Raw genomic sequence first — 22,636 nt, forward strand, 5'->3', positions numbered from 1 at the left:
TGCGCCTTCTGAATGTGCCAACGCACGAGGGATGGCTGATCATGGAAAACATACTGAGCAGTAAGCTCCCTACGCTGAAGAACCCTGCGCTGTTTCGCCAGCAGGCCTATATCGACGGGGCCTTCGTGGATGCCGACAGCGGCGAGACCATCGCGGTCGACAACCCGGCCACGGGCCAGGTCCTCGGAACGGTGCCCAGGATGGGCGCCGCCGAAACGGAGCGCGCCATCGCCGCAGCCCAGGCGGCGCTGCCCGACTGGCGGGGGCGCACCGCCAAGGAGCGCGCCGCGATCCTGCGCCGCTGGTTCAGCCTGATCCTGGAGAACCAGGACGATCTCGCCGCCATCATGACCGCCGAGCAGGGCAAGCCGCTGCCCGAGAGCCGCGGCGAGATCGCCTACGCGGCCGCCTTCATCGAGTGGTTCGCCGAGGAGGCCAAGCGCGTCTACGGCGACGTCATCCCGGCCCACGGGCCGGACAAGCGGATCGTCGTGCTCAAGCAGCCGATCGGCGTCTGCGCGGCGATCACGCCCTGGAACTTCCCGGCCGCCATGATCACCCGCAAGGCCGGACCGGCGCTGGCCGCCGGCTGCACCATGGTGCTCAAGCCCGCAAGCCAGACGCCGTTCTCGGCGCTGGCGCTGTGCGCGCTGGCGCAGCAGGCCGGGATCCCCCCGGGGGTGCTCTCCTGCCTGACCGGCTCGGCCCAGGCGATCGGCGGGGCGATGACCGCCAGCCCGATCGTGCGCAAGCTCTCCTTCACCGGCTCGACCGAGATCGGCCGCGAACTGCTTGCGCAGTGCGCCAAGACCATCAAGAAGACCTCGATGGAGCTGGGCGGGAATGCGCCGTTCATCGTCTTCGACGATGCGGACCTCGATCTCGCGGTGAAGGGCGCGATCGCCTCGAAGTACCGCAACGCCGGCCAGACCTGCGTGTGCGCCAACCGCATCCTGGTGCAGGACGGCATCTACGATGCCTTCGCGGAGCGCCTGGCGAGCGCCGTGCAGGCCATGCGGGTGGGCGACGGCTTTGCGGCCGGCACGGTGATCGGGCCGCTGATCGACGCCCAGGCGGTGGTGAAGGTCGAGGAGCACATCAGGGACGCCCTCGACAAAGGGGCGCGGCTCCTCACGGGCGGGCGGCGCCACGCGCTGGGCGGCAGCTTCTACGAGCCGACGGTGCTGAGCGGGACGACCCCCGCGATGAAGATCTTCCGGGAGGAGACGTTCGGGCCGGTGGCGCCGCTGTTCCGGTTCCGCACCGAGGAGGAGGCGGTGGCACTGGCGAACGACACCGAGTTCGGGCTGGCCTCGTACTTCTACGGCCGCGACATCGGCCGGGTGTGGCGGGTGGCCGAGGCGCTCGAATACGGCATTGTGGGCATCAACGAGGGGATCATCTCGACCGAGGTGGCGCCGTTCGGGGGCGTCAAGGAGAGCGGGCTCGGCCGCGAGGGCTCGCATTACGGCATCGAGGACTATCTGGAGATCAAGTATCTCTGCATGGGCGGCATATAGGGTCCTGCGTTCGAGCGTCGTGCGGGACGCAGGACGGACATCCTGCGCAAGTCGCGTCGAACGGTTGCGAGAGGCGGAGCGGACGTCCGTTCCGCCCAGCGCAGCCTGCCGTTGGGTCGCGGAATGTCGTTGGGAGGGCTCCGTTGCGCCAGCGAGGAGCAGGCGTGGCGCTTTGATCCGTCACGGCAGCGCTCCTCGCAAATGGTGCAAGCGCGGCCCTGTCGGCTGCCGGGACCGCTCTGCCCGGCCGCACAAGCTGCCCCTGGATGGCCAGCGAGGAGCGTCAGGCGGGACGGAGGAACACCCGCACCCGACGTCGGTGTCCTTGGGACCAGGGGCCTCACCCTGACTCGGCCAACGGGGCTCGCCGCTCCGAAGGGCAAGCGCCCCGCGCGCAGCGGACCACCTTCCGGCGCCGCCGGGCTGCTCGCCATCCTCCCGACGCTTCACCCTGCGACCTGTCGAAGTCAGACGCAGCCTGCTGCCAAGGCCGGTTTGGAAACCATGCTCCGTGAACTCAAGACCTTCGTCACCGTCGCTCGCCACGGGAGCTTCGCAGCGGCCGGACAGGTCATCGGCCTGACGCCGTCGGCAATCAGCGCGCAGATCCGCAACCTGGAGCAGGAACTCGGCATGCGCCTGTTCGACCGCACCGGCCGCACCGCGTTGCTCAACATGAACGGCAAAAAGGCGCTCGCTCTCGCAGAAGAGATGCTGGCGACCTTCTCGCGCATGGCTGAAGTTGGAGACGGCGCAACCATACGCGGCGAGCTGAAGGTCGGAGCGATTGCGACGGTGCAGACCGGCATACTGCCTGGCGCGCTCGTGAGCCTGCAACGCCAAGCGCCGGATCTCAAGATCCACCTGGTTCCTGGAATGTCCCTGACTTTGCTCAATCAGGTCGATTCCGGCGAGATCGATCTTGCTCTTCTGGTGAAGCCGCCGTTTTCCCTGCAGAAGGATTTGCATTCGGAGGATCTGGCGCAAGAAGAATTCGTGTTGATCACGCCGCATCGCATCACGTCAGACGATCCGGCCGAGATCCTGTCGGACCACCCGTTCATCCGCTATGACAGGGCGTCCTTCGCCGGGCGGCTGGTCGCCCGGTTTCTGCAACAGCAGGGCATCGATCCCGACCAGATCCTCGAACTCGATGAGATCGAAGCCATCGTGAGGATGGTCGAGGGCGGCTTGGGTGTGTCGATCGTGCCGTTGGCCGGTCTGTGGATCACCACGGCGGATCGGGTGCGTGTCCTGCGGCTCGGTCGGCTGGCGTTCCACCGCACGCTCCAGGCCGTCGTCCGCTACTCTCAGCGGACCGTCCCGGCCGTCGAGCTCTTCCTGGGGTGCGTCAGGGAGGCTGTCACACAATCCCGGTGACAAGGGCCCGACGTGCAAGCCGAGGGCTCCAGCCGATGATTCGGGACTCTTCTGATTCTTGGGGACTCTTCTGCAAGTTTCGTCGCGCCCGGCGGGGCCGCGCTTGGACGAACATCGCCTGTCTCCTTACGGAGCGATGGCTTCCGATTGATCCCGATTCCAGAGCGGGATCAGGATGGCGCTCCGTTCAGTGTCGGGACGCGACGGCCTCGGCATCGACGCCTGCCGCCATGCGGGCGGAGACATCGGGCTCCGGCCGTCAGGCTGTGATGCGCCCTCAGCGCTTCGTCTCGGCCGCGTAGCGCGCCTTGTTGTCGTCGTTCGGCGGGTACAGGCCGGGCAGCGAGGCTCCGCCCTCGACCTGCTTCATGATCCATCCCTCAAGCCGCTCCTGCTCGGGTGCGGTCTCGAGGACGTGGTCCACGAGGGCGGCCGGGATCAGCACCGCGCCGTCGTCGTCCACCACGATCACGTCATCCGGGTACACGGCGACCCCGCCGCAGGCGATCGGCTCCTGCCAGCCGACGAAGGTGAGGCCGGCCACGGAAGGCGGGGCCGCGGCCCCCTGGCACCAGACCGGAAGGTTCGTGGCAAGCACACCCGCCACGTCGCGGACCACCCCGTCGGTGATCAGGGCGGCGACGCCCTTCTTGCTCATGCGCGCGCACAGGATGTCACCGAAGATCCCGGCATCGGTGACGCCCATCGCGTCCACGACAGCGATGCAGCCCTCGGGCATGGCTTCGATGGCAGCACGTGTCGAGCGCGGAGACGACCAGGATTCGGGCGTCGCAAGGTCCTCTCGCGCAGGAACGAAGCGGAGGGTGAAGGCACGCCCGACCAGCCGCGGCTGCCCCGTGCGCAGCGGCTTCGTCCCGCGCAGCCAGACGTTGCGCAGCCCTTTCTTCAGAAGAATTGTCGTGATGGTCGCCGTGGTGACGTTGGAAAGAACATCCCTGATTTGTGCATCCGTCGCCATCTGGATCCCCCTCGTACACCGCGGCTGCCAAGATCTATTGATCACAGAAAGAACGTAGGAATCCGATCGGCAGCCGGGAAGCGCAAAGAATCGCTCTCGACGACGAACAATTTCGTTCGATCGCGGCTGCCGGGAATGGTTCCACGGTCGCTCGCGGCCGGAGGCGGACGAGGCCACGCATGCGGTTTCAATGCTGATCAAGCTCAAAAAGAGCATAGATCGATACCTGAACCGCATTGAGCTCCGACGCTCGCCATCACCGGCATGGTCCGGAGGGAGTTCTCGCTGCGCTGCAGGCACTTAAGGCGATTGATCCAATCGTTGCATCGATCAATGCCGACAATGAGTTGGCCTTGGATGATTGACGGTTCTATGAACTCAGCAAAATCGGGTGAGGCCACTCGCCCAAGCCGGAGAGCGCAGTCCATCGGGTTCCCGCGCCAGCACCGAGGCTGACGCAGTACCGGGAGCTGCCTCGCGGGACAGGGAGGAATCCGTGCTGGCCGAAGCAGACATGAAGACGATGGGCGAGGTGCCGCGCACCATCCGGGTGCATGAGGCGGACAACGTCGCGATCGTGGTCAACGCCTTCGGGCTGCCGGCCGGGACGGTGTTTCCGGACGGCCTGGTGCTGCGCGAATTCGTGCCGCAGGGCCACAAGGTGGCGCTCGCCGACATCGCCGCGGGCGAGGCGGTCCGGCGCTACGGCGAGGTGATCGGCACCGCCCGCGAGGACATCCCGCGCGGCGCCTGGGTCGAGGAATCGCGCATGCGCACCCCGCCCGCCCCCGCTCTCGACGCGCTGGAACTCGCCACCCGCGTCCCCGCTCCACTGCCGCCCCTCGACGGCTACACCTTCGAGGGCTACCGCAATCCCGACGGCTCGGTCGGCACCCGCAACATCCTGGCCATCTCCACCAGCGTGCAATGCGTCGCCGGCACCCTCGACGTCGCCATCCGGCGCATCCGCGAGGAGCTGCTGCCGCGCTATCCCAATGTCGATGACGTGGTCGGCCTCACCCATGCCTATGGCTGCGGCGTCGCCATCAATGCGCCGGAGGCGGCGATCCCGATCCGCACCCTCCAGAGCCTCGCCCGGAACCCGAATTTCGGCGGCGAGGTGATGGTGGTGGGGCTCGGCTGCGAGAAGCTGGTCGCGGAGCGCCTGCTGCCGGACGGGCAGACCGAGGGCGTGGTGCGCCTCCAAGACGAGCGCCACCAGGGCTTCGGCATGATGCTCGACAGCATCATGGCCATGGCCGAGGCGCGGCTGGAGGTGCTCAACCGCCGCCGTCGCGAGACCTGCCCGGCCTCCGACCTCGTGGTCGGGCTGCAATGCGGCGGCAGCGACGCCTTCTCAGGCGTGACCGCCAATCCGGCGCTCGGCTTTGCCGCCGACCTCCTGGTGCGCTGCGGCGCCACCGTGCTGTTCTCGGAGGTCACGGAGGTGCGCGACGCCATCCACCTGCTCACCCCCCGGGCCGAGACCGAGGAGGTGGCCCGCGCGCTCATCCGCGAGATGGCGTGGTACGACGCTTATCTCGCCCGCGGCGAGGCCGACCGCAGCGCCAATCCGTCTCCCGGCAACAAGAAGGGCGGGCTCAACACCATCGTCGAGAAGGCGCTGGGCTCGGTGGCGAAGTCGGGCACCAGCGCGATCCGGGGCGTGCTGGCGCCGGGCGAGCGGGTGCGCCAGAAGGGGCTGATCTTCGCCGCGACCCCGGCGAGCGACTTCGTGTGCGGCACGCTGCAGCTTGCCTCCGGCATCACGCTGCAGGTGTTCTCCACGGGGCGGGGCACGCCCTACGGGCTCAAGCAGGCGCCGGTGATCAAGGTGGCGACCCGCACCGAACTCTCCGAGCGCTGGTCGGACCTGATCGACCTCGACGCGGGCCGGATCGCCACCGGCAAGGCGACGATCGAGGAGATGGGCTGGGAGCTCTTCCGGCTGATCCTCGACGTGGCGAGCGGGCGCCGCAAGCCGTGGTCCGACCATTGGGGCCTCTACAACGACCTCACGCTGTTCAACCCGGCGCCCGTAACTTAAGCCGATCCGAGCTTCATCTGCATCGATGCAGGCCTCCTGCACATCCTTTCAGTTTGGCTCGCAATAATCAAAACAAGAAATCATCCTGTTTTTTAGAGGAGGGAACGATGAATCGCGCCAACGATGAGCTGGAGGCGAGGACCATACGCAAGGTCGCCTGGCGGCTTCTGCCTCTCATCGTCATCATCTATCTGGTCGCCTATATCGACAGGACCAATGTCAGCTTTGCCGCGACGGGCGGCATGTCCAATGCGCTCGGCCTGTCGGCGAAGGATTTCGGCTTCGGTGCCGGCATCTTCTTCCTCGGGTACTTTCTGTTCGAGGTCCCGAGCAATCTTCTGCTCGAAAAAGCCGGTGCGCGGCGGTGGATCGCCCGGATCATGATCTCGTGGGGCCTGGTTGCCGCCGCGATGGCCTTCGCGACAGGGCCGACGAGCTTCGTGATCATGCGGTTCCTGCTCGGCGTCGCCGAAGCCGGCTTCTTTCCGGGGGTGATCCTGTACTTCACCTACTGGTTCCCCAAATCGTACCGCAGCCGCGTGCTGGCCTCGCTCTACGTCGCCGTCCCGGTCTCGAATGCCGTGACCGCGGCCCTGTCGGGCGTGCTGCTCGGCCTCGACGGGCTGTTCGGTCTCGCGGGCTGGCAATGGCTTTTCATCATCGAGGCGGCGCCGGCCGTTCTCCTGGCCTTCGTCGTCCTGCGATACCTCACCGACACGCCCGCCAAGGCCGAATGGCTGCAGCCGGACGAGAAGGCATGGCTCTGCTCCACCATCGAGAAGGAGCGGCAGGACCTGCTCAGGCAGGAAAGCGGCCACATGACCCTGCGCCGCGCCTTCACGGACGTCCGGGTCCTGTCCCTGGCCCTGATGTACTTCACCATCGTGACGGCGACCTACGGCATCACCTATTTCCTACCCCAGATCGTGAAGGGAATCGGCGGCTCCAACCTGCAGATCGGCCTGATCAGCGCGGCGCCCTACATTGTCGGCACGGTCGGGCTGCTCGCATGGAGCTGGTCGTCCGACCGCATGCGAGAGCGCAAGTGGCACTACGTCGTGGCCTGCCTTCTCGGCGCAGGCGGCCTTGCCGCGGCAGGGTTCTACGGCAGCACCATGATGGCCGTCGTCGCCATCGCGGTGGCCACGGTCGGCCTCTACGGATGCAAGCCGGCCTTCTGGACCATGCCGAGCGAGTTCCTGACCGGAACGGCGGCCGCGGGCGGGATCGCGATGATCAACTCGATCGGCAATCTCGGCGGCTTCGTCGGGCCCTTCGTGGTCGGCTGGATCAAGGACGCCACGGGCGGGTTCGGCGCCGCACTGGGCTTCCTGACCGCATGCGCGATCCTGTCGGCGCTGCTTACCGTCGTGACGGTGCCGTCGCGGGTGCGGCCGGCCCACAAGATCGCGACCCTGCCCACCTGACCGCCCGCCGACGCTCCCACCGTCAAGACCACGTGGGAGCGTCGAATCGCTGGTCGCAGATCTTCAGCCGGAGACCATCATGTCAGGTGCAAAAGAGACGGTGAGCTGGATCAAGCTGCACTCGGTCTATCTGCCGCTGACGAATCCGATCAGCGATGCGAAGGTGTTGACCGGCCGCCAGAAGCCGATGACCGAGATCGCGATCCTGTTCTGCGAGGTCGAGACGAGCGAGGGGCAGCGCGGCCTCGGATTCAGCTACTCCAAACGGGCGGGCGGGCCGGGACAGTTCGCTCACGCCAAGGAGATTGCACCGGCTCTGCTGGGGGAGGACCCGAACGATATCGCGAAGGCCTGGGACAAGCTGGCCTGGGCGGGAGCTTCGGTCGGTCGCAGCGGCCTGGCCGTCCAGGCGATCGGCGCCTTCGAAGTCGCCCTGTGGGACCTCAAGGCGAAGCGGGCGGGGCTCTCCCTCGCCAAGCTCTTGGGCGCGCACCGCGATTCCGTGCGCTGCTACAACACCTCCGGGGGCTTCCTGCACACGCCCCTGGAGGAGGTGCTGGCCAACACGACGCGCTCCCGCGAGAAGGGGATCGGCGGCATCAAGCTCAAGGTCGGACAGCCGGATTGGGCCCTCGACCTCAAGCGCGTGTCCGCCGTGCGGAAGCATCTCGGCGATGCCTTTCCGCTGATGGTCGATGCCAACCAGCAATGGGATCGGCCGACTGCGCAGCGGATGGGCCGCATCTTCGAGCAGTTCAACCTGATCTGGATCGAAGAGCCGCTCGATTGCTATGATGCTGCCGGCCACGCCGCGCTGGCAGCGCAGCTCGACACGCCGATCGCCACGGGCGAGATGCTGACCAGCGTCGCCGAGCATTGGGACTTCATCCGCCAGAACGGCGCCGACTTCCTGATGCCGGACGCGCCGCGCGTCGGGGGCATCACGCCCTTCCTGAAGGTCGCCGCGCTCGCCGAGTTCGCCGGCCTGACGATCGCGCCGCACTTCTCGATGGAACTGCACATCCACCTCGCGGCGGCCATGCAGCGCGAGCCGTGGGTGGAGCATTTCGAATGGCTCGAACCGCTGTTCAACGAGCGCCTTGAGCTCAAGGACGGCCGCATGATCGTTCCGACCCGGCCGGGGCTCGGCGTGAGCATGAGCGAGCAGGCGATCGCCTGGAGCCGTGAGACAGCGGAATTCGGCCGCAGAGCCTGAAACTGCGCGTCGAGAGCACCTGCAGCCGAGGCATTCTCGCCTGAACCGTACCGGGCGCGCTCGACGGCTTCCGGGTCGATCGCGACGGCAATCTCTGGTGCGGCTGGGGCAGCAACGGCCAGCTGCAATCCGAGCCTTCGGACCTGAATGGACGCAGGGTCTACGCGCTCAAGATCCAGCCAGAGGATCTCGATGGAGTGAAGATCTTCAATGCTGCGGGAAAGCCGATCGGGTTCATTCGACTTCCGGAGCGCTGTTCCCTAGAGCATTTTCCGACGAAGTGGATGCCGGTTCGTCGCAGAAAATGCGGCAAAAAACAAAGATCTGGAGCAGGATCCGATTGCAACGTGATCGGATCCTGCTCTAGAACACCCTTAGGTGCGGTGCAGAGCCAACCACCAGCGGCGCTTTTCCAGGACCGGGCGAGCGGTTGGGCCAGCGGCACCGACCCGAGCCAAGCGCATTCGGTGAGCCTGGATCATGACATCGATGCGCTTCATGGCTTTCATAACCTCTGCTGCCATCAGCCGTTCGCCCTCCCACGTGCTATGCTGATAAATCTCGTGCAATCGTCTCTCCGCAGCGAGAACGAGTTGCGCGCTCTCCTCACCGTACCCGTCCTCAGCGAGAACGAACAGCCGGCTTGCTGCCATCGGCATGACGAACTCCTGATTTCTGGATAAAACACGCCAATTCGTCTGATGATATCTTTCTAGGTTTTAAAATATAAAATACAAAGGACGTTTCGAAGATTTTCAGGAAATATTTAATTTCGAGCGGCATTTGTCTCGAAACAAGAATCAGCCATGTCGACGAGGTGCGCGGAGACAGGGCGGCCTGCGCGCAAGTCCGCTCGCGCGCAGACGAAACAGGTCGGTTCGCTCAACAGGTCGTGCCGATCCGGGTGCCGGCTCTTCAGGATCGCAACGCCTTCACGTCCTCGGTGCGGAGACCTTTCCCACCGATGCCCCAGTCGCCGCTGCGAAATTCCTGCACGCGCACCCAGGTCACGCCGCGCATGGCCTCGCCCTCGATCGCGACCATGGCATCCGTGACCTTCTCGATCATCTCCTTCTTCTGCGTCGCCGAGAAGACGCCTTCGATGAGCTGAATATCGACGAGTGGCATGATCGTGCTCCCTGGTCCTTGCCCGGAACCGCCCCGGGCTTGCAGGCCCGGTTCTATCGCGCACCCGATCGGCCATGCTTGGAGGCGGCCTGGAGAGGCCGGGGAGAAATCGTGGAGATGTGCTAGAATTTCAGCGCCGATGCACTCGTCCACGGAGGGCCGGCGATGCCCTACCTCTTCGAAGGGTTCGAACTCGACACCGACCAGCTCGAGCTGCGCCAGAATGGCGTGATCATACCTATCGAGCCTCAGGTCTTCGCGGTGTTGCGGCTTCTGTTGGAGAACAGAGACCGCATGGTCTTGAAAGATGAGATCGTCGAAAAGGTTTGGGGTGGGCGGTTCGTCTCCGATTCGGCGATTTCAAGCCGGATCAAATCTGCTCGCCGCGCCCTCGGGGACGATGGGAAGGAACAGCGTTTCATCCGCACCCTGCATGGCCAAGGCTTCCGCTTCGTTGCGGATGTCAGAACCATCGCCGCCCCGGGTCGAGTGCTGCCGACCCCGATCGGCCTGGAGAAGGGGCCGCCCAAGCCTGCGGACCATTCACGACCCTCGATCGCGGTCCTGCCGTTTCGGCTCATCGGCCGGTCGGAACTGCACCCGGCCATCGGCGATGCGATCGCGCACGAGTTGATCGCCGCATTGTCCCGATTGCGGTGGCTGTTCGTCATCGCCCGCGGCTCATCGTTTCGCTTCCGATCGGACGATCCCGACATCTGCGGCATCGGGCGACTGCTCGATGCTCACTATTGCCTGTCCGGCGTCATCGAGACCGTTGCCGGCACGGTGACGATCACCGCCGAGCTTGCCGACACGAGAACGGCCGGAATCCTCTGGGGAGACCGATTTGCAGGCCGCATCGACGACATTCACGAGATCCGTGCCCGCATCACCGCAAGCATCATCGCGGCTCTTGAAATCCAGATTCCGCTGAACGAGGCGGCCCTCGCCAGCGTTGCCGTGCCGAGCAGCTTGGACGCTTGGTCCGCTTATCACCTTGGCCTCAGGCATCTGTATCGATTCAACGCCTCGGACAATGCGGCGGCAGTGGCGCTGTTCGAGCGCGCCGTCGCCCTGGAGCCTGGCTTCGCCCGGGCCAGCGCCGGTCTCTCCTCGGCGCATTTCCAGAGCGCCTTCCTCCGGTATTCGGCAGATCCGGATGCCAATGTCAGGGCGGCCCGTCGCTTCGCCGAACGCAGCGTGGAACTCGACCCGCTCGACCCTTTCGCCAACTTCACGATGGGCCGGGCATTCTGGCTGACGGGCGATGTCGACCGGAGCTTTCCCTGGCTGGATCGGTCGGTCTCGTTGTGTCCGAGCTATGCGCAGGGCTTCTACGCCAGAGCATGGGCGGAGACGATCTGCGAGCACGATCTGAACGGAAGCGAGAACGTCGACATCGCGATCTCGCTCAGCCCGCTCGACCCGTTTCTCTATGCGATGCTGGCGACCCGTGCCCTGACATACCTCATCCACGGCGACGCGGAGCAGGCCGCGGCCTGGGCCGACAGAGCGGCTCGCTCGCCCGGCGCCCATGTGATGATATCGCTCATCGCCGTGATCGCCCATTCCTTGAACAAGGATCCCGAGCGCGCGGCGGGCTGGGCGGCAGACGTCCGCAGCCGCAGGGGGAGCATGTCTCAGGCGCACTTCTTCGCGTCGTTCCCGTTCAAGGATGGCGAACTCCGACGGAACATGGCGCGGGCGTTGGCGGATAACGGTTTCTATTGACCTCTTGGCCTGTAATCGCCGGAACAGATCAACCGGAAACCGTATAAGTCGATGTCTGAACACACGAAATCATTGCCAGCCTAGGACTCCGCCAGGATCCTGGTCACTATAAAAATCAAGGCTCCAGCTAGTCCGCCAACGATAGTGCCGTTCATTCGGATGTACTGCAGGTCGCTTCCGACCACGAATTCCAGACGTTCCGAGAGTGTCTGAGCATCCCAACCGCGGACCACCTCGGCGATGAATCCGCCGATTTCTCCACGCCAGGCGATGAGGCGGGCCGCGAGGTGCTCCACCGCCCTGTCGACATAGCGCTGCAAGGCAGGGTCCGTCGCCAATGCGCCTCCGATCAGGGTCACCGTCTGGAAAAGCGCGGCCCGCGTTCGGGAATCCGGTCGCGTCAGGTCGTCGAGCGCCGCTTGCGACGCATCCTTCCAGACGGTGTTGAGCCAAGCCTGCACGTCGGGATGGCCGAGAATCCGGTTCTTCGCTGCGCTCACCTCGGCTTGCCGCTCCGGCGAGGTCAGAAGCTCGTCCACGAAGCCGTTGAGGGCCTCGCGGAATTTTTGGCGCGCCTCGTTCTCCGGCTCCTGCAACCCCTCCAGGATCTCCATCAGGCCTGTGACGATGGCGTTGGCGACGCGACGGTTGATCGCCGTTGGAATCCACCAGCGACTATGCTCGGCGACCAGTTCATCGATGCGCTGCCGGTTGTCCTCGATCCAGTCCATCGCCACGTCCGCCGCGCGCTCGAACAGCTCGTCGGCCTCCCCGCTTGCCGACAACAGGCGGATGATCCGCCCCAGGATCGGTGCGAGATCGGTTTGCTGAAGCTGTTCACCGACCGTGCGCTGGAAGAACTCCTGCAGGTCCTGGTGAGATAGGGACCGCACCAGAGGCGGAAGGGCCGCGACGGCCGTATCCGTCACGAGGGAAGCGGTTTCGGGGGTGGAGAGCCATTCGGCCAGCCTGCGCCCGACATGAATGTCCCTCAGCTTCCGCAGCAAGGCTTCCCGGGTCAGGAAATTGCGTTCGATGAAGCGCCCGAGCGCGCGCGCGATCCGGTCCTTGTTGCTCGGGATGATCGCGGTGTGCGGGATGGGCAAGCCGAGAGGGTGACGAAACAGTGCCGTCACGGCGAACCAGTCGGCCAGGCCGCCGACCACGCTGGCTTCAGCCGTCGCGCGGACAAGCAGAATGGCGAAGCCGGGAGCCTGAACGAGAAAGGTTGCACCATAAACCACGCCCATGCCGGCGAGCAGTCCCGTGGCGACGGCGCGGTTGCGCCGCAGCCGCTGCGCCGCTCCTTCCTTGTCGGACGGTCTCGGGCCGAACGGGGCCGGCGGGGGGAATCCGGATACGCCAGCGGGCATCGCCACCACTCCAACCATCATCGCCGCGCGTCGTCTTCCGGATGCGCATCCTGCCGGCTTCCGGACGCGTCGACGATCATGCGGCTGCGTCGAATGTGGAGGTCCGAGCGAAAAGCTGGCAAGATCTTGCAACTCGAACGTTAAGCTTGGCGGAGTTTGTCCGTCCGTGCCTCCAACCGCCTACATTATCCACCACAGCCCCGGTCGGGTTCGCCTCAAGATCCCGTCTCGACGCGGCGACAAGCCGTATTTCGCGTCTCTCGTGAGGCAACTCTCTCACCATCCCGCAATCCATGAGCTGCGGGCAGACCCCCGCACCGCCGGACTCGTCGTGCACCACGCCGGTGTCATCGAGGCCGTGCTCGCTCTCGCGGCCGAGGCCGAGCTGTTCATCACGACGGAAACCGAGATCGATCCCTCGAAATCCCTGCCGCCCGCGCTGCTCGAGACGACGGCGGCGGGCCTCTCCGGCCTTGCTCTGGCCCAGGCGGCCCGGGGCGAGTTCCTGGGCAGTGCCGCCGAGAGCTTCTGGCATGCCTATGGTTCGGCCCGCATTCTCCGGCGTCCGCGCCTCGCAGCCCTCTTCGGCGCTCTGGGCTTTCTGCAGCTGCTGCGCGGCGAACTCCTCGGATCCGCGACCTCGCTGGCCTTCTACGGGATCCTGCTCGCGACGCATGCCGAGCAAGCCCGCCAAGCCGCGGGCGCGCACGATGCGCCGTCTGACGCCACGCCGAGCGAACCCGCCTGACTCGCCGGAAGCTGTCACACAGCATTCGTATTGCGTGCATATCCAGACGCATCCTTCGGCGCGGTTGCATGGGTCCACGCCGGACCGAGCTCTGGCAGGCTGGTTTGATGATCGAGAAAGACAAAGCGTATCTGGTTCATTGCGTGCGAAATCGTCAGAGAATCGTCGTTCCGGGGCGGCGCGGCGATCGCCTGTATTTTGCAGAGCTGCAACGCTCGCTCTCGGCTCAGCCGGGAATCGTGAAGGTCGGCGTCAACCCGCTCGCGGCCAGCGTCGTGATCCACAGCCGGACCGGCTTCCAACCCGCACTCCTGCTCCAGCGGTTCCTCGACATGATGCCGGCCGGACGCATGTCCCGCCCTCACGCCGCCCAGGTCGAGGCCGGAGCGGGCGTCGCGTCGCTCCCGAGGGCTGAATCGAATTTCGGCGCCGTCGCCACCAAGATGATCGTCGCGCTCGTGACCCGGCAATTCGGAGCGCAACTCATCGAGTTCTGTGTCGAGGCGCTCGTCAAAGCCGTGCTCAAGCGGGTGCAGGCCCGCCGCTCCGAGCGTATGTCCTTGGTTCAGGCCTATCGCTCCGAGCCTCTGCCCCTGCCGCCCCCTCGCCCTCTGGCGCTTGCAGCATAGGGCCGGTCGCCGTCTGCGGCCTGCGGAAATACAGGTCCTCATCGAGGCGCCTGGACGCGAGCGTTCGGGCCGCCAGGTGGGGACCCAATCCGCCGGCGAGCATCACGAGGCCATCCGCGGCCGCAATCGGCGTGATTCCGAGGACGCGACGGACCCCGGGCATCAGGAAGGCCGCGCTCTGCGCCAGGAACGAGCCAGCGAGGATGCGCATGAGCGCAGGATTGTCCGTGAGGGGCCTGATCTGGCCGCGGCTTCCGCGGTAGGTCAGCGTATGCAGGAGCTGCGCGACCGTCAGGCTGCCGAACGTCATCGTCCGCGTCTGAGGCGCGTCCCGTCCGTACCGGGCAGCCCCCGCGAGCGAGGCCAGCAAGGCGCCGGCGGTCATCAGGCTGGCTTCCCGCGCGAGGCGGCCGACCTCGTCGGCACCGATGAGAGCAGCATCGACGGGCCTCGGCCCCTCCTCCATGATGCCCGGCTCCGGCGGCTCCATGGCGAGGCCGATGCCCGGAAGCACGTCGGAGATCAGGTTGATCCACAAAAGCTGGATCGGTGAGAGCGCCTCGCGAAAACCGGCAGCCGTGGCGACCAGCATCACGAGGATTTCGCTGGTGTTGGTGCTGACCAGGTAGTGGATCGCATTGCGGATGTTGGCCGCCGTCATGCGGCCGCGGGCGATGGCCGGCAGCAGAGCCTGCAGATCGTCCGTATCGAGGAAGATATCGGCAACCTCGCGCGCCGCTGGCGGGCTGTCCCGCCGGAATGCGATCCCGACATCGGCGGCTCGCAAGGCCGGGCTGTCGTTGATCCCGTCCCCGACCATGGCCACGACGGCGCCGGAGCGCTGCAGGCCGCGCACCACCTCCAGCTTCTGCCCCGGGCTGATGCGGGCGAAGGCCTGCGTCCGGCGCAGCACCGACTGACGCTCCGGCTCCGTCATGGTCTCGAGCTCGGCCGCATCGAGCGCCGTCAGGCCATGGTTCCCGTTGCCGGCGCCGAGGCCGATCTGCTGGCCCACGGCCCGGGCCGTCGCGCGCTGGTCCCCGGTCAACATGCAGGTCTGGAGACCGGCTCGATGCAGGCAGTGCATCATGTCGCCGAGGCCCGGACGAACCGGATCGGCGAGACCGACCAGACCGACCCAGGTCAGGTCCTCGACAATGGCCTGCCCATCCGGCTCCCCATCGCGCAGCCGATAGGCGAAGCCGAGGACCCGGAGCGCGTCCTGTGCCATGCGGGCGTTGAGGGCCTCGATCGCGGTGCGGCGATCGTGGGTGAGGAGCCAGCGCCCCCCGGGCAGGGCCTCGTAGCGGCACCGCGCCAGCACCTCCCCGGGGCTCCCTTTGACAGCGATCAGGGTTCCGGTCCCGGTGGCGTGCACCGTGGCCATGAAGCGGTAGGCCTCGGTCCGATGCTGGATCGTGCGAAGGGCGAAATCGCGCCGGAGTTGCGAAACATCGAGCCCGAAATCGAGGGCCGCCCGGATCAGCGCGTTCTCGGTCGCCGAGCCCGTCGGGACCAGCTGGCCGTCGACGGTGTCGAAACCGGCCTCGCTGCACAGGCTGCCGATGCCGAGAAGGTGTTTGATACGCTCGTCGGAGAGGGCGGCGGCCGCACCGTCCTGATCGAAGAACTCTCCGGAGCGCCCCTCGCAGATGCGCTCCCCCACCGCGATCACGCAGACCGACATGGTGCCCTGGGTCAGGGTGCCGGTCTTGTCGAAGCAGATCACGTCTGCCGCGGCCAAGGTCTCGATCGCGTCGAGACGGCGCACCAGGACACTCCGCCGCCGCATCGCCCCGACCCCGAGCGCGAGAGTCGAGGTCGCCACCATCGGAAGTCCCTCCGGGACCGCGGCGACGGCTGTGGCGAGCGCGAGGCGGAGGATCTGCAGGGGCGCCAAGCCGCGCACCAGGCCGATGACGAAGATGCCGAGACCTGCCGCGGCCGTCATCCAGGCGAGTTGCCGCCCGAGACATTCGAGCTGCTTCTGAATCGGGGTCGCGGGCGCCGCGGTGCTGCCCACGAGGCTCTGAATCCGCCCCACCTCGGTACGCCCGCCGGTCGCCACGACGAGGGCCGTGCCGCTGCCTCCGGTCACGACCGTCCCGCGATAGACCATGTTGGTGCGGTCGGCGAGCGGCACGGCCTCAATCGGCAAGGGATCCGGTGCCTTCACCACCGGCAGGCTCTCCCCGGTCAGCGCGGCCTCGCTGACCGTGAGCGCCTGTGCTTCGATCAGACGCGCATCGGCGGGGACGACCATGCCGCGCTGGAGCGTGATCACGTCCCCGGGCACCAGCGCCTCCGCCGGCAGGTTCTGGGATCTGCCGTCGCGGATCACCCGCGCGGTGAGGGGGGCCGGTGCCCCCAGGCTTTCGATCGTCCGCTCCGTCCGGCTCTCGGTGTAGAAGCCGATTGTGCCATTGAGCGCGACGACAGCCGCGATGGCGCCGGCTTCCACGAGAGCGCCGGTCACCAAGGAGATTGCGCCTGCGCCGGCCAGCATCAGCACCGGCAAACTCTCGAACTGCCCGGCAAGGATGGCCCAGGACGAGCGGTGGCGCACCGGGGGCAGCTGATTCGCTCCTGCGGTGAGGCGGGTCGCCGCCTCTCGCGTGCTCAAGCCGACCCTCGTATCCGAATGCAGGTCGGCGGCGACGGCCGTCGCGGCGTCAACATGCCACCGCGATGCGGCATCCGCTTCGGCTGGAGCGATGTCGCCTCGCAGCAGGGCCGTGAGGCGCCCGACGATCGCCTCGACCGTGGTGTCGGGCGCATGGTGCACGATGACGTTGCCGGTCAGGCTGCTGGCGCTGGCCGAACGAATGCCGGAGGTCGCAGCGAGGCCGCGCTCCAACCGGCCGCCGAGGTCCGGAGATCCCCTCAGCCCATGGACGGCCACGCGCACCCGGCCGGAACGGGCGGCATGAAGCGGCACGACTGACACGGGCCGCAGGGAATGATCCGCAACACCCGGTTCCGTGTGCCGAGACGGAGGCTCAAGCGGTCCGGGCGACGGAGCAGCGGTTTGCGCCATTGCGGCCGAGGTCTCCGCGCCCTTGAAGAAGCATTGTCCGACGAAATGGATGCCGGTTCGTCGCAGAAAATGCGGCAAACTCAAAGGCTTAAGAGCAGAAGCCGCTCCACCGTGAACGGATTCTGCTCTAGCCGGGCCCTGGATTGAATGGTCCTGCGCCCGAGGTCGTCAGGTGCCAAGTCGTCAGGTGGCCGCAGGCTCGGGCTGTTCAGTCATCGACCGACGCCGGCGCCGCTCCTCGCGTCCGCCGCGCTCCGCTTCAGCGGCGCGCGCCTCGGCGCGTTCGGCAATCTCGGCGCGGGCCTCGCCGACGATGTCGCCGGTCCGCTCGTTGAGCTCCGCGAGGGCAACGCGGCCCTGATCATAGGCGATGAGACCGGCTTTGATCACGCCCTTGGCGAGCGGCCGCATCAGAGGCAGGACGACCGGGGCGGCGAGAGTCGCCACCACGGCGACGCCCAGGCCCAGGCCCAGTCCCTCGCCCTTCATCAGATCTTCGAAGAGAGCCATTCCATTCTCCCGACTTGCACGAAGTGCCGCCCCCGGAATGACACCTGCGTGTTGTTTCAGGCCTTTTCGGCCTCTGGTGCCGGCGCTGGAGCATGTTCGGCGATTTCCGCGCGCGCCTCAGCCAGGATGTCGCCGGCCTGCTCGTTGAGCTCGGCAAGTGCGGTCCGAGCCTGATCATAGGCAATCAGGCCGGCCTTGATGAGCGCCTTGGCGACGGGACGCGTTGCCGGCAGGACTGCCGGCGCAATCACGACGGCCCCGACCCCCAAGACCAGCGCCGTCACGACGTTTCCGCCTTTGAACGCATCTTCGAGAGCGGACATGGCATTCGACCTCGCGCCTCATGCCGATCACGGCCGATGGCTGCATCCGGGCCAAACCGCATTCGTTGCACGAACGAGGGCCGAATGCCTTGTAATTTGTTAAGCCAGCTTAACAACAGGACCGTCCGATCGTCCGCCTCGGGAGCGGCCGGCCTGTTGTCACCGCCCATGGGCCTCTCCTTGCAGAGGTCAGATTCCCTCTATTCCTGACGCATCTGAGTTGTCCGGCCCCGCGGCCTTCGACCATTCGGAGCGCTGCACCGGCAGAACGAAGCTTCAGGCTGGACTGGGCTCTCGTTCCGTTTCGTGATGCGGTCGGACCCTCGCAGCTGATGACGTGTCCGCATGCCGTGCATCCGCCGCCATCTCGGACCGCGCCTCCGCAACGAGTTCGGACGCTGCGTGACCGACTTGGCGGTAGAGAACGATCCCCGACCGCAACGCGATCGTGACCGCCGGGCGGATCAGCCGTCCCATCATCGGAACCACGATGGGCGCGAGAAGCACAGCTCCGACAGCGCCGATCATCCCGGCACCCGCTCCACCCGTCGTCTTGAGCATGTCGTCGACAAATGCCATGATTGCCTCCGCATCGATCATCAATCGAGCAGCCGAGTGCTGGTGGCGTACCAGACCAGCCCTATCCCTCGGAGATCATCTCCGCAACATGGACCCATCTGGCCTTTTCTTCGTCCGATGCTCTTGAATGGCGGCGCAATACCTTGTGCCGAAGGTGAGCCATGTGTCTGTCGAAACGTGCCGCGCGGTCCTTCTCGCCATAGCCGAACCGATCGGCACGAGCCTGCGCGCGGTGCCTGTAGTTCGCGATCACGGCCGCCGCCGTCGCATGGCGCCGTTCAGGTTCGTGATGGGCAATGGCATCGACCAGCTGATCGACTGCTTTCCGGGCCAAGCTGTCAATGATGTCGCCTTCAGCGCCGTCCTCGGCCTCCAGGAACAGCTTGGCCGCGCCTTTCATGGCCACGGCCCATTGCGGGCGCAGGGATGGAAAGAGAACCGGCACCGCGATGACGGCAGCGCCGATCCCGATTGCCGTAACGGGATTGCCTTTTACGATATCGTCAAGGAGGGCCATCGCTGCATCCACTCGGTTAGCCACTCGTCCCGAGACAACCCATGACGGATCATCGCTGATCCGTCCCGACCAAGGGTTCATCGCAGAGCGCCGATCTGCCCCACCCGAGACCTGAACTGACGACAAGCTCGGCATCTGGCGGGCGGCTGCCGGCTCTCCACTGAAGCGGCGCCGTGACGATCTCGGGGCTCAAGGCCGTCGGTGGCCATCGATCGCGTCTCGCGCTTCGTGCGCCGGGCCACCCAGGACGACGAGATCACCGCCTCGGCGGATGTCCGGAGCATGGGCTGATGGTCAGCCGCATGGGATGACCCCTCGGTCCTCTGCCACCGACCTGAGCCATGCCGGGCAATCCTGATCAGGGTGACGTACGACGCTGGGCCATTCCGCCGGTGGCCGAGCGACCGGCTAAATCGAAACCGACCTGCGTGGCAGCCCCACCGGTCCTCATGCTGAGGCGCGGGCGATCGCAGATCGCACTGGCGATCGAAGATCGCGCAGGCTGCCTCGAAGCACCCCGGACCGCTGGTCCGAGACGCGGGTGGCCGGGATCACCGGTCTGGGGTGCTTCGAGGGCCGGCTCCGCCGGCCACCTCAGCATGAGGGCCGGGGTTGGCTGCCACGGGAGGGAGCGCTCGGTCAGCCGGTTTCATCCCCCAGGGTCGGCTTGGCCGGTGGTGAACTCATACCAATGGGCCTTCAATGACCGTTGGCAGCACCCGGCCACGCACGTCCCGCCCCACAACTGATAGTTCTCCGGCGGCGCTCCGTTCAATCCACAGCAATATCAATAAGCCGATTCGCCTTAAATATATTTTAATAAGATCTAGGTCAAATGGACCGGCCGATCACGGCAACACCAGCTTAAAGGCAGCCAACCATGGTGAAGCGCTTTATCGTCGACGAGTCGGGCGCAACTGCGATCGAGTATGGCCTTCTCGCGACCTTGATTGCGGTTGCGCTGATCACAGCGGCGTCGTCGGTCGGAACCAATTTGTCTTCTCTTTTTAACAAGATTGCTGGAAATTTAGCTTCAAACTGAACATTTTTCCGCCATTTGTCCGGAGAGGCGCCAATTGCCCGTGCTGCGGGTGAAGGCTCCTCCCGGCCGTCGGGCCTGAGGGAAGAGATTCCGGGCGCCATAGTGACATCCGCAATACCAAGGGGCGTTTCCAATAACCGTTGGTTCCGCTCTCGAATTTTTGCCAAGCCTTTGGCTTGGCATCAACCTTTCGAGATGAGTCAACGGCCCGATGCGTCTGCATCTCGGGCGGTTGGTATAAGTTAAGGTGGATGCAAGTCCACCCTTTCACCGGGAAGATGAAGCGGCCCCTTTACAGACAGAAAAGGGCCAGAATGCCGATTATTGCATCTATTGCCCATGAGGCCACTGCCTCGGTGGCACGTTTCAGGCCGTACCGCGCCGAGAAAGACGATTTTCCATGCTCAAGGACCAGGACGGCGCCGTCGCGATCGAGCTGGCCTTCCTCATGCCCATCCTGATCTTCATCTTGATGGCTGTCGTCGAGTTCGGGCTCATCTTTTTCACCTATGAGGCCGAGCAGCGCGTGACCTGGGACGTGTCCAGGCAGGTGGCCGCCAACCGGATCAGCCCGTCCGACGCCCCCGCCAAGGTGCGCGACGGCCTGCCAGGCTGGGTCGGCGATCGGAGCGTCACCGTCATCGGCCCCACTCTCGCGAACGGCCAATACACCATGACGGTCTCGCTGCCCGCCTCGGCCGCGAGCCCGACCTCGATTCTCGCCCGCTTCTACGGCGGGCTGGTCCTCAGCACGACCGTGGTGATGCAGAAGGAGCCGAGCCCGTGAGGGCACTTCTCGCCCGCTTCCGCGCCGACGCGGACGGCACGATGACGATGATCGTGGGCATCGTGCTTCCGGTGCTCCTCGGAACGGCCGCGGTCGTGCTCGACGGCGCGAACCTCCACCTCAGCCAACTGCGCCTCCAGAACGCGGCCGACAGCGCCGCGCTCGGGGCGGTCCAGGTCTTGCCGGATTCAGCGACCGCGGTGAGCCGGGGCGTTTCGCTCGTGGGGCAGAACCTGCCGCCGAGCTACGGCACGGCCGCCGCGGCCACGGACGTCGTGGTCGGCACCTACGACCCCGGCGCCAAGGCGTTCACGGCCGGCGGCGCCCAGCCCAACGCGGTCAAGGTCACGGCCCGGCGCAGCGCCGCCCTGGGCAACGCCATCCCGGTCTACTTCGCCTGGATCTTCGGCTACCGCAGCCTCGAGGCGAAGGCCGAATCGGTGGCTGTGGCCGCGGGTGGGGGCAACCCGGCAGCGTGCCTCTACGCGCTCGATCCTGTAAACCCCGGCATCGACGCCCGCGGCAGCGTCACGGTGAACGCGACCTGCGGCATGCAACTCTCCTCGTACATTTCCACGTCAGGCAACGCCGGCAACTACAACGGCCAGATCTGCCAGTCCGTCGGCGACACCGGAGCAACGGGCAACTTCAACCCGGGCCGACCCCGCATCTGCGCCCTGCAGGGCGACCCGTTCGGCCTCGCGGTGGACATGAGCGGGATGTCCTGCCAGCCCTTCCCGACCGCTGTCACCACCATCCTGCCGGGCTGCTACACCGGGACGATCCCCAACAAAAACAACTACATTTTCCAGTCAGGCACCTTCTACTTCAAGGGCGCGACCATCAATGTCGGCGGGAACGACGCCCTCACCATCACCGGAAACGGCGTGACGCTCGTCTTCGACACGACCTCCAGCATCAAGACCAAGGGCAGCGGCACGCTCGACCTGAACATCACCGCCCCATCCTTGGGCAGCTACCAGGGCTTCAGCATCGTCGGCAGCCCGAGCCTCGACCTCCAGGGCAACAGCAACTTCAACGCCCAAGGCGGGATCTACATGCCGGGCAGCGACGTCCACCAGGCTGGCAACACGGATGTCCGGGCCGACCTGATGGTGGTCAAAAGCCTCGACTTGCGCGGCAGCATCCAGATCGACATCAGCGGCATCAAGGCAACGCGCCGTCCCAAGGGCAAATCCAGCACCTTCGGCCTTATCTGACCCGGCCTTCGGTCGAACCACCGCACCGCCTGCGATCCCCGACGGCGGCCTCCGAAGCCGGTGCATCACCGCCACGCGGTGAGTCTCTGCGACGCCATAGGCGCGCGATTCTGGCGATCGATCTCCGCCGCGCCTCCTGCTCCCCGATGCGGATCAGATGCGCAAGACTCAATCCGTGAAGCGGGCCAGGTGCGTTGCGCCCTGGAATTAGGCATACTGCATACCAGAGTTGCACCGCCCCGGGTTGGTCGCTAGAAGGTCTCTCGACAATCCACCTTTGAAGGCTGCTGATGCCGTCCCCGTTCGCTCCCGCCACCGTTGCCCCAGTCGGCGCTCTGAACGGCCGCGCACACGCCACCGGGAGGTCCTCGCCGGCCCCCGGCGACCGGCCAGAGCCTCGACGGCGCGGGAGCGCCGCCCGTGCGCGGCCGCGAGGGAGGCTT

Annotated in this window: 20 protein-coding genes and 1 pseudogene; 11 read left to right on the forward strand and 10 right to left on the reverse strand. The window is 66.1% G+C overall.

Annotated features, from left to right (window positions below; translation table 11 throughout):
* Positions 1-41 precede the first annotated feature (41 nt).
* Together gabD and MNOD_RS22075 are read left to right on the forward strand one after the other, a co-directional pair.
* Positions 42-1,520, forward strand: a complete 1,479-nt coding sequence (gene gabD, locus MNOD_RS22070) for an NADP-dependent succinate-semialdehyde dehydrogenase (RefSeq protein ID WP_015931182.1) — start codon at positions 42-44, stop codon at positions 1,518-1,520.
* A gap of 504 nt (positions 1,521-2,024) precedes the next feature.
* Complete coding sequence (locus MNOD_RS22075; protein WP_015931183.1) at positions 2,025-2,900, forward strand: LysR family transcriptional regulator; 876 nt, start codon at positions 2,025-2,027, stop codon at positions 2,898-2,900.
* A gap of 277 nt (positions 2,901-3,177) precedes the next feature.
* Here the strand turns inward: MNOD_RS22075 and MNOD_RS22080 are convergent, their stop codons facing one another.
* Positions 3,178-3,879, reverse strand: a complete 702-nt coding sequence (locus MNOD_RS22080; RefSeq protein ID WP_015931184.1) for a ribonuclease activity regulator RraA — start codon at positions 3,877-3,879, stop codon at positions 3,178-3,180.
* 514 nt (positions 3,880-4,393) lie between these two features.
* Here MNOD_RS22080 and garD point away from each other — a divergent pair.
* From garD to MNOD_RS49295, 4 genes and pseudogenes are all read left to right on the forward strand, one after another.
* Positions 4,394-5,926 (forward strand): galactarate dehydratase, encoded by a 1,533-nt coding sequence (garD, locus tag MNOD_RS22085; RefSeq protein WP_043749226.1) that lies wholly within the window; start codon positions 4,394-4,396, stop codon positions 5,924-5,926.
* A 107-nt stretch (positions 5,927-6,033) separates the two neighbouring features.
* On the forward strand, positions 6,034-7,353 hold the full coding sequence (locus MNOD_RS22090) for an MFS transporter (protein ID WP_015931186.1): 1,320 nt from the start codon (positions 6,034-6,036) through the stop codon (positions 7,351-7,353).
* Positions 7,354-7,432: 79 nt separating this feature from the next.
* Positions 7,433-8,569 (forward strand): L-talarate/galactarate dehydratase, encoded by a 1,137-nt coding sequence (locus tag MNOD_RS22095; RefSeq protein WP_015931187.1) that lies wholly within the window; start codon positions 7,433-7,435, stop codon positions 8,567-8,569.
* 53 nt (positions 8,570-8,622) lie between these two features.
* Positions 8,623-8,829 (forward strand): annotated as a pseudogene (locus MNOD_RS49295) (SMP-30/gluconolactonase/LRE family protein); the annotation flags it as partial.
* A gap of 114 nt (positions 8,830-8,943) precedes the next feature.
* On the opposite strand, the gene MNOD_RS47015 reads toward MNOD_RS49295, so the two are convergent.
* The gene (locus MNOD_RS47015) at positions 8,944-9,228 is read right to left on the reverse strand and encodes a hypothetical protein (RefSeq protein ID WP_015931188.1); all 285 of its coding nucleotides are present in this window, start codon (positions 9,226-9,228) and stop codon (positions 8,944-8,946) included.
* 256 nt (positions 9,229-9,484) lie between these two features.
* Complete coding sequence (locus MNOD_RS22105) at positions 9,485-9,697, reverse strand: tautomerase family protein (RefSeq protein WP_015931189.1); 213 nt, start codon at positions 9,695-9,697, stop codon at positions 9,485-9,487.
* Positions 9,698-9,862: 165 nt separating this feature from the next.
* Between MNOD_RS22105 and MNOD_RS22110 the strand changes: the two genes are divergently transcribed.
* A complete protein-coding gene (locus tag MNOD_RS22110; protein ID WP_015931190.1) occupies positions 9,863-11,428 on the forward strand; it encodes a winged helix-turn-helix domain-containing tetratricopeptide repeat protein in 1,566 nt (521 codons plus the stop codon).
* Between the two features lie 80 nt (positions 11,429-11,508).
* On the opposite strand, the gene MNOD_RS22115 is transcribed toward MNOD_RS22110, so the two are convergent.
* Positions 11,509-12,822: a DUF445 domain-containing protein gene (locus MNOD_RS22115; protein ID WP_043749230.1), complete on the reverse strand. Its 1,314-nt coding sequence runs from the start codon at positions 12,820-12,822 to the stop codon at positions 11,509-11,511.
* Positions 12,823-13,132: 310 nt separating this feature from the next.
* Between MNOD_RS22115 and MNOD_RS22120 the strand changes: the two genes are divergently transcribed.
* Positions 13,133-13,549: a hypothetical protein gene (locus MNOD_RS22120; protein WP_043749233.1), complete on the forward strand. Its 417-nt coding sequence runs from the start codon at positions 13,133-13,135 to the stop codon at positions 13,547-13,549.
* Positions 13,550-13,563: 14 nt separating this feature from the next.
* On the opposite strand, the gene MNOD_RS47020 is transcribed toward MNOD_RS22120, so the two are convergent.
* The 6 genes from MNOD_RS47020 to MNOD_RS22150 all read right to left on the reverse strand — a co-directional run bounded on the left by MNOD_RS47020 (position 13,564) and on the right by MNOD_RS22150 (position 19,144).
* Positions 13,564-14,031: a hypothetical protein gene (locus MNOD_RS47020; protein WP_157091531.1), complete on the reverse strand. Its 468-nt coding sequence runs from the start codon at positions 14,029-14,031 to the stop codon at positions 13,564-13,566.
* Between the two features lie 40 nt (positions 14,032-14,071).
* Positions 14,072-17,125 (reverse strand): cation-translocating P-type ATPase, encoded by a 3,054-nt coding sequence (locus MNOD_RS22130; RefSeq protein WP_244424547.1) that lies wholly within the window; start codon positions 17,123-17,125, stop codon positions 14,072-14,074.
* 273 nt (positions 17,126-17,398) lie between these two features.
* The gene (locus MNOD_RS22135; protein WP_015931195.1) at positions 17,399-17,725 is read right to left on the reverse strand and encodes a DUF5132 domain-containing protein; all 327 of its coding nucleotides are present in this window, start codon (positions 17,723-17,725) and stop codon (positions 17,399-17,401) included.
* 56 nt (positions 17,726-17,781) lie between these two features.
* Positions 17,782-18,048 carry a DUF5132 domain-containing protein gene (locus MNOD_RS22140; RefSeq protein WP_015931196.1) on the reverse strand — a complete coding sequence of 89 codons (267 nt, stop codon included), beginning with the start codon at positions 18,046-18,048 and terminating at the stop codon, positions 17,782-17,784.
* Positions 18,049-18,324: 276 nt separating this feature from the next.
* A complete protein-coding gene (locus MNOD_RS22145) occupies positions 18,325-18,648 on the reverse strand; it encodes a hypothetical protein (RefSeq protein ID WP_043749235.1) in 324 nt (107 codons plus the stop codon).
* A gap of 40 nt (positions 18,649-18,688) precedes the next feature.
* Positions 18,689-19,144, reverse strand: coding sequence for a hypothetical protein (locus MNOD_RS22150; RefSeq protein WP_015931198.1), 456 nt, complete (start codon positions 19,142-19,144; stop codon positions 18,689-18,691).
* Positions 19,145-20,024: 880 nt separating this feature from the next.
* Here MNOD_RS22150 and MNOD_RS43830 point away from each other — a divergent pair.
* The 3 genes from MNOD_RS43830 (at position 20,025) to MNOD_RS22160 (ending at position 22,193) form a co-directional block, all read left to right on the forward strand.
* Positions 20,025-20,186: a Flp family type IVb pilin gene (locus MNOD_RS43830; RefSeq protein WP_015931199.1), complete on the forward strand. Its 162-nt coding sequence runs from the start codon at positions 20,025-20,027 to the stop codon at positions 20,184-20,186.
* A 400-nt stretch (positions 20,187-20,586) separates the two neighbouring features.
* Complete coding sequence (locus MNOD_RS22155) at positions 20,587-20,973, forward strand: TadE/TadG family type IV pilus assembly protein (RefSeq protein WP_015931200.1); 387 nt, start codon at positions 20,587-20,589, stop codon at positions 20,971-20,973.
* Positions 20,970-22,193, forward strand: coding sequence for a TadG family pilus assembly protein (locus MNOD_RS22160; protein WP_015931201.1), 1,224 nt, complete (start codon positions 20,970-20,972; stop codon positions 22,191-22,193). The genes MNOD_RS22155 and MNOD_RS22160 overlap by 4 nt, the downstream gene beginning before the upstream one ends.
* The last annotated feature ends 443 nt before the right edge of the window (positions 22,194-22,636 follow it).

The sequence above is a fragment of the Methylobacterium nodulans ORS 2060 genome, from assembly GCF_000022085.1.
Classification (GTDB): Bacteria; Pseudomonadota; Alphaproteobacteria; order Rhizobiales; family Beijerinckiaceae; genus Methylobacterium; species Methylobacterium nodulans.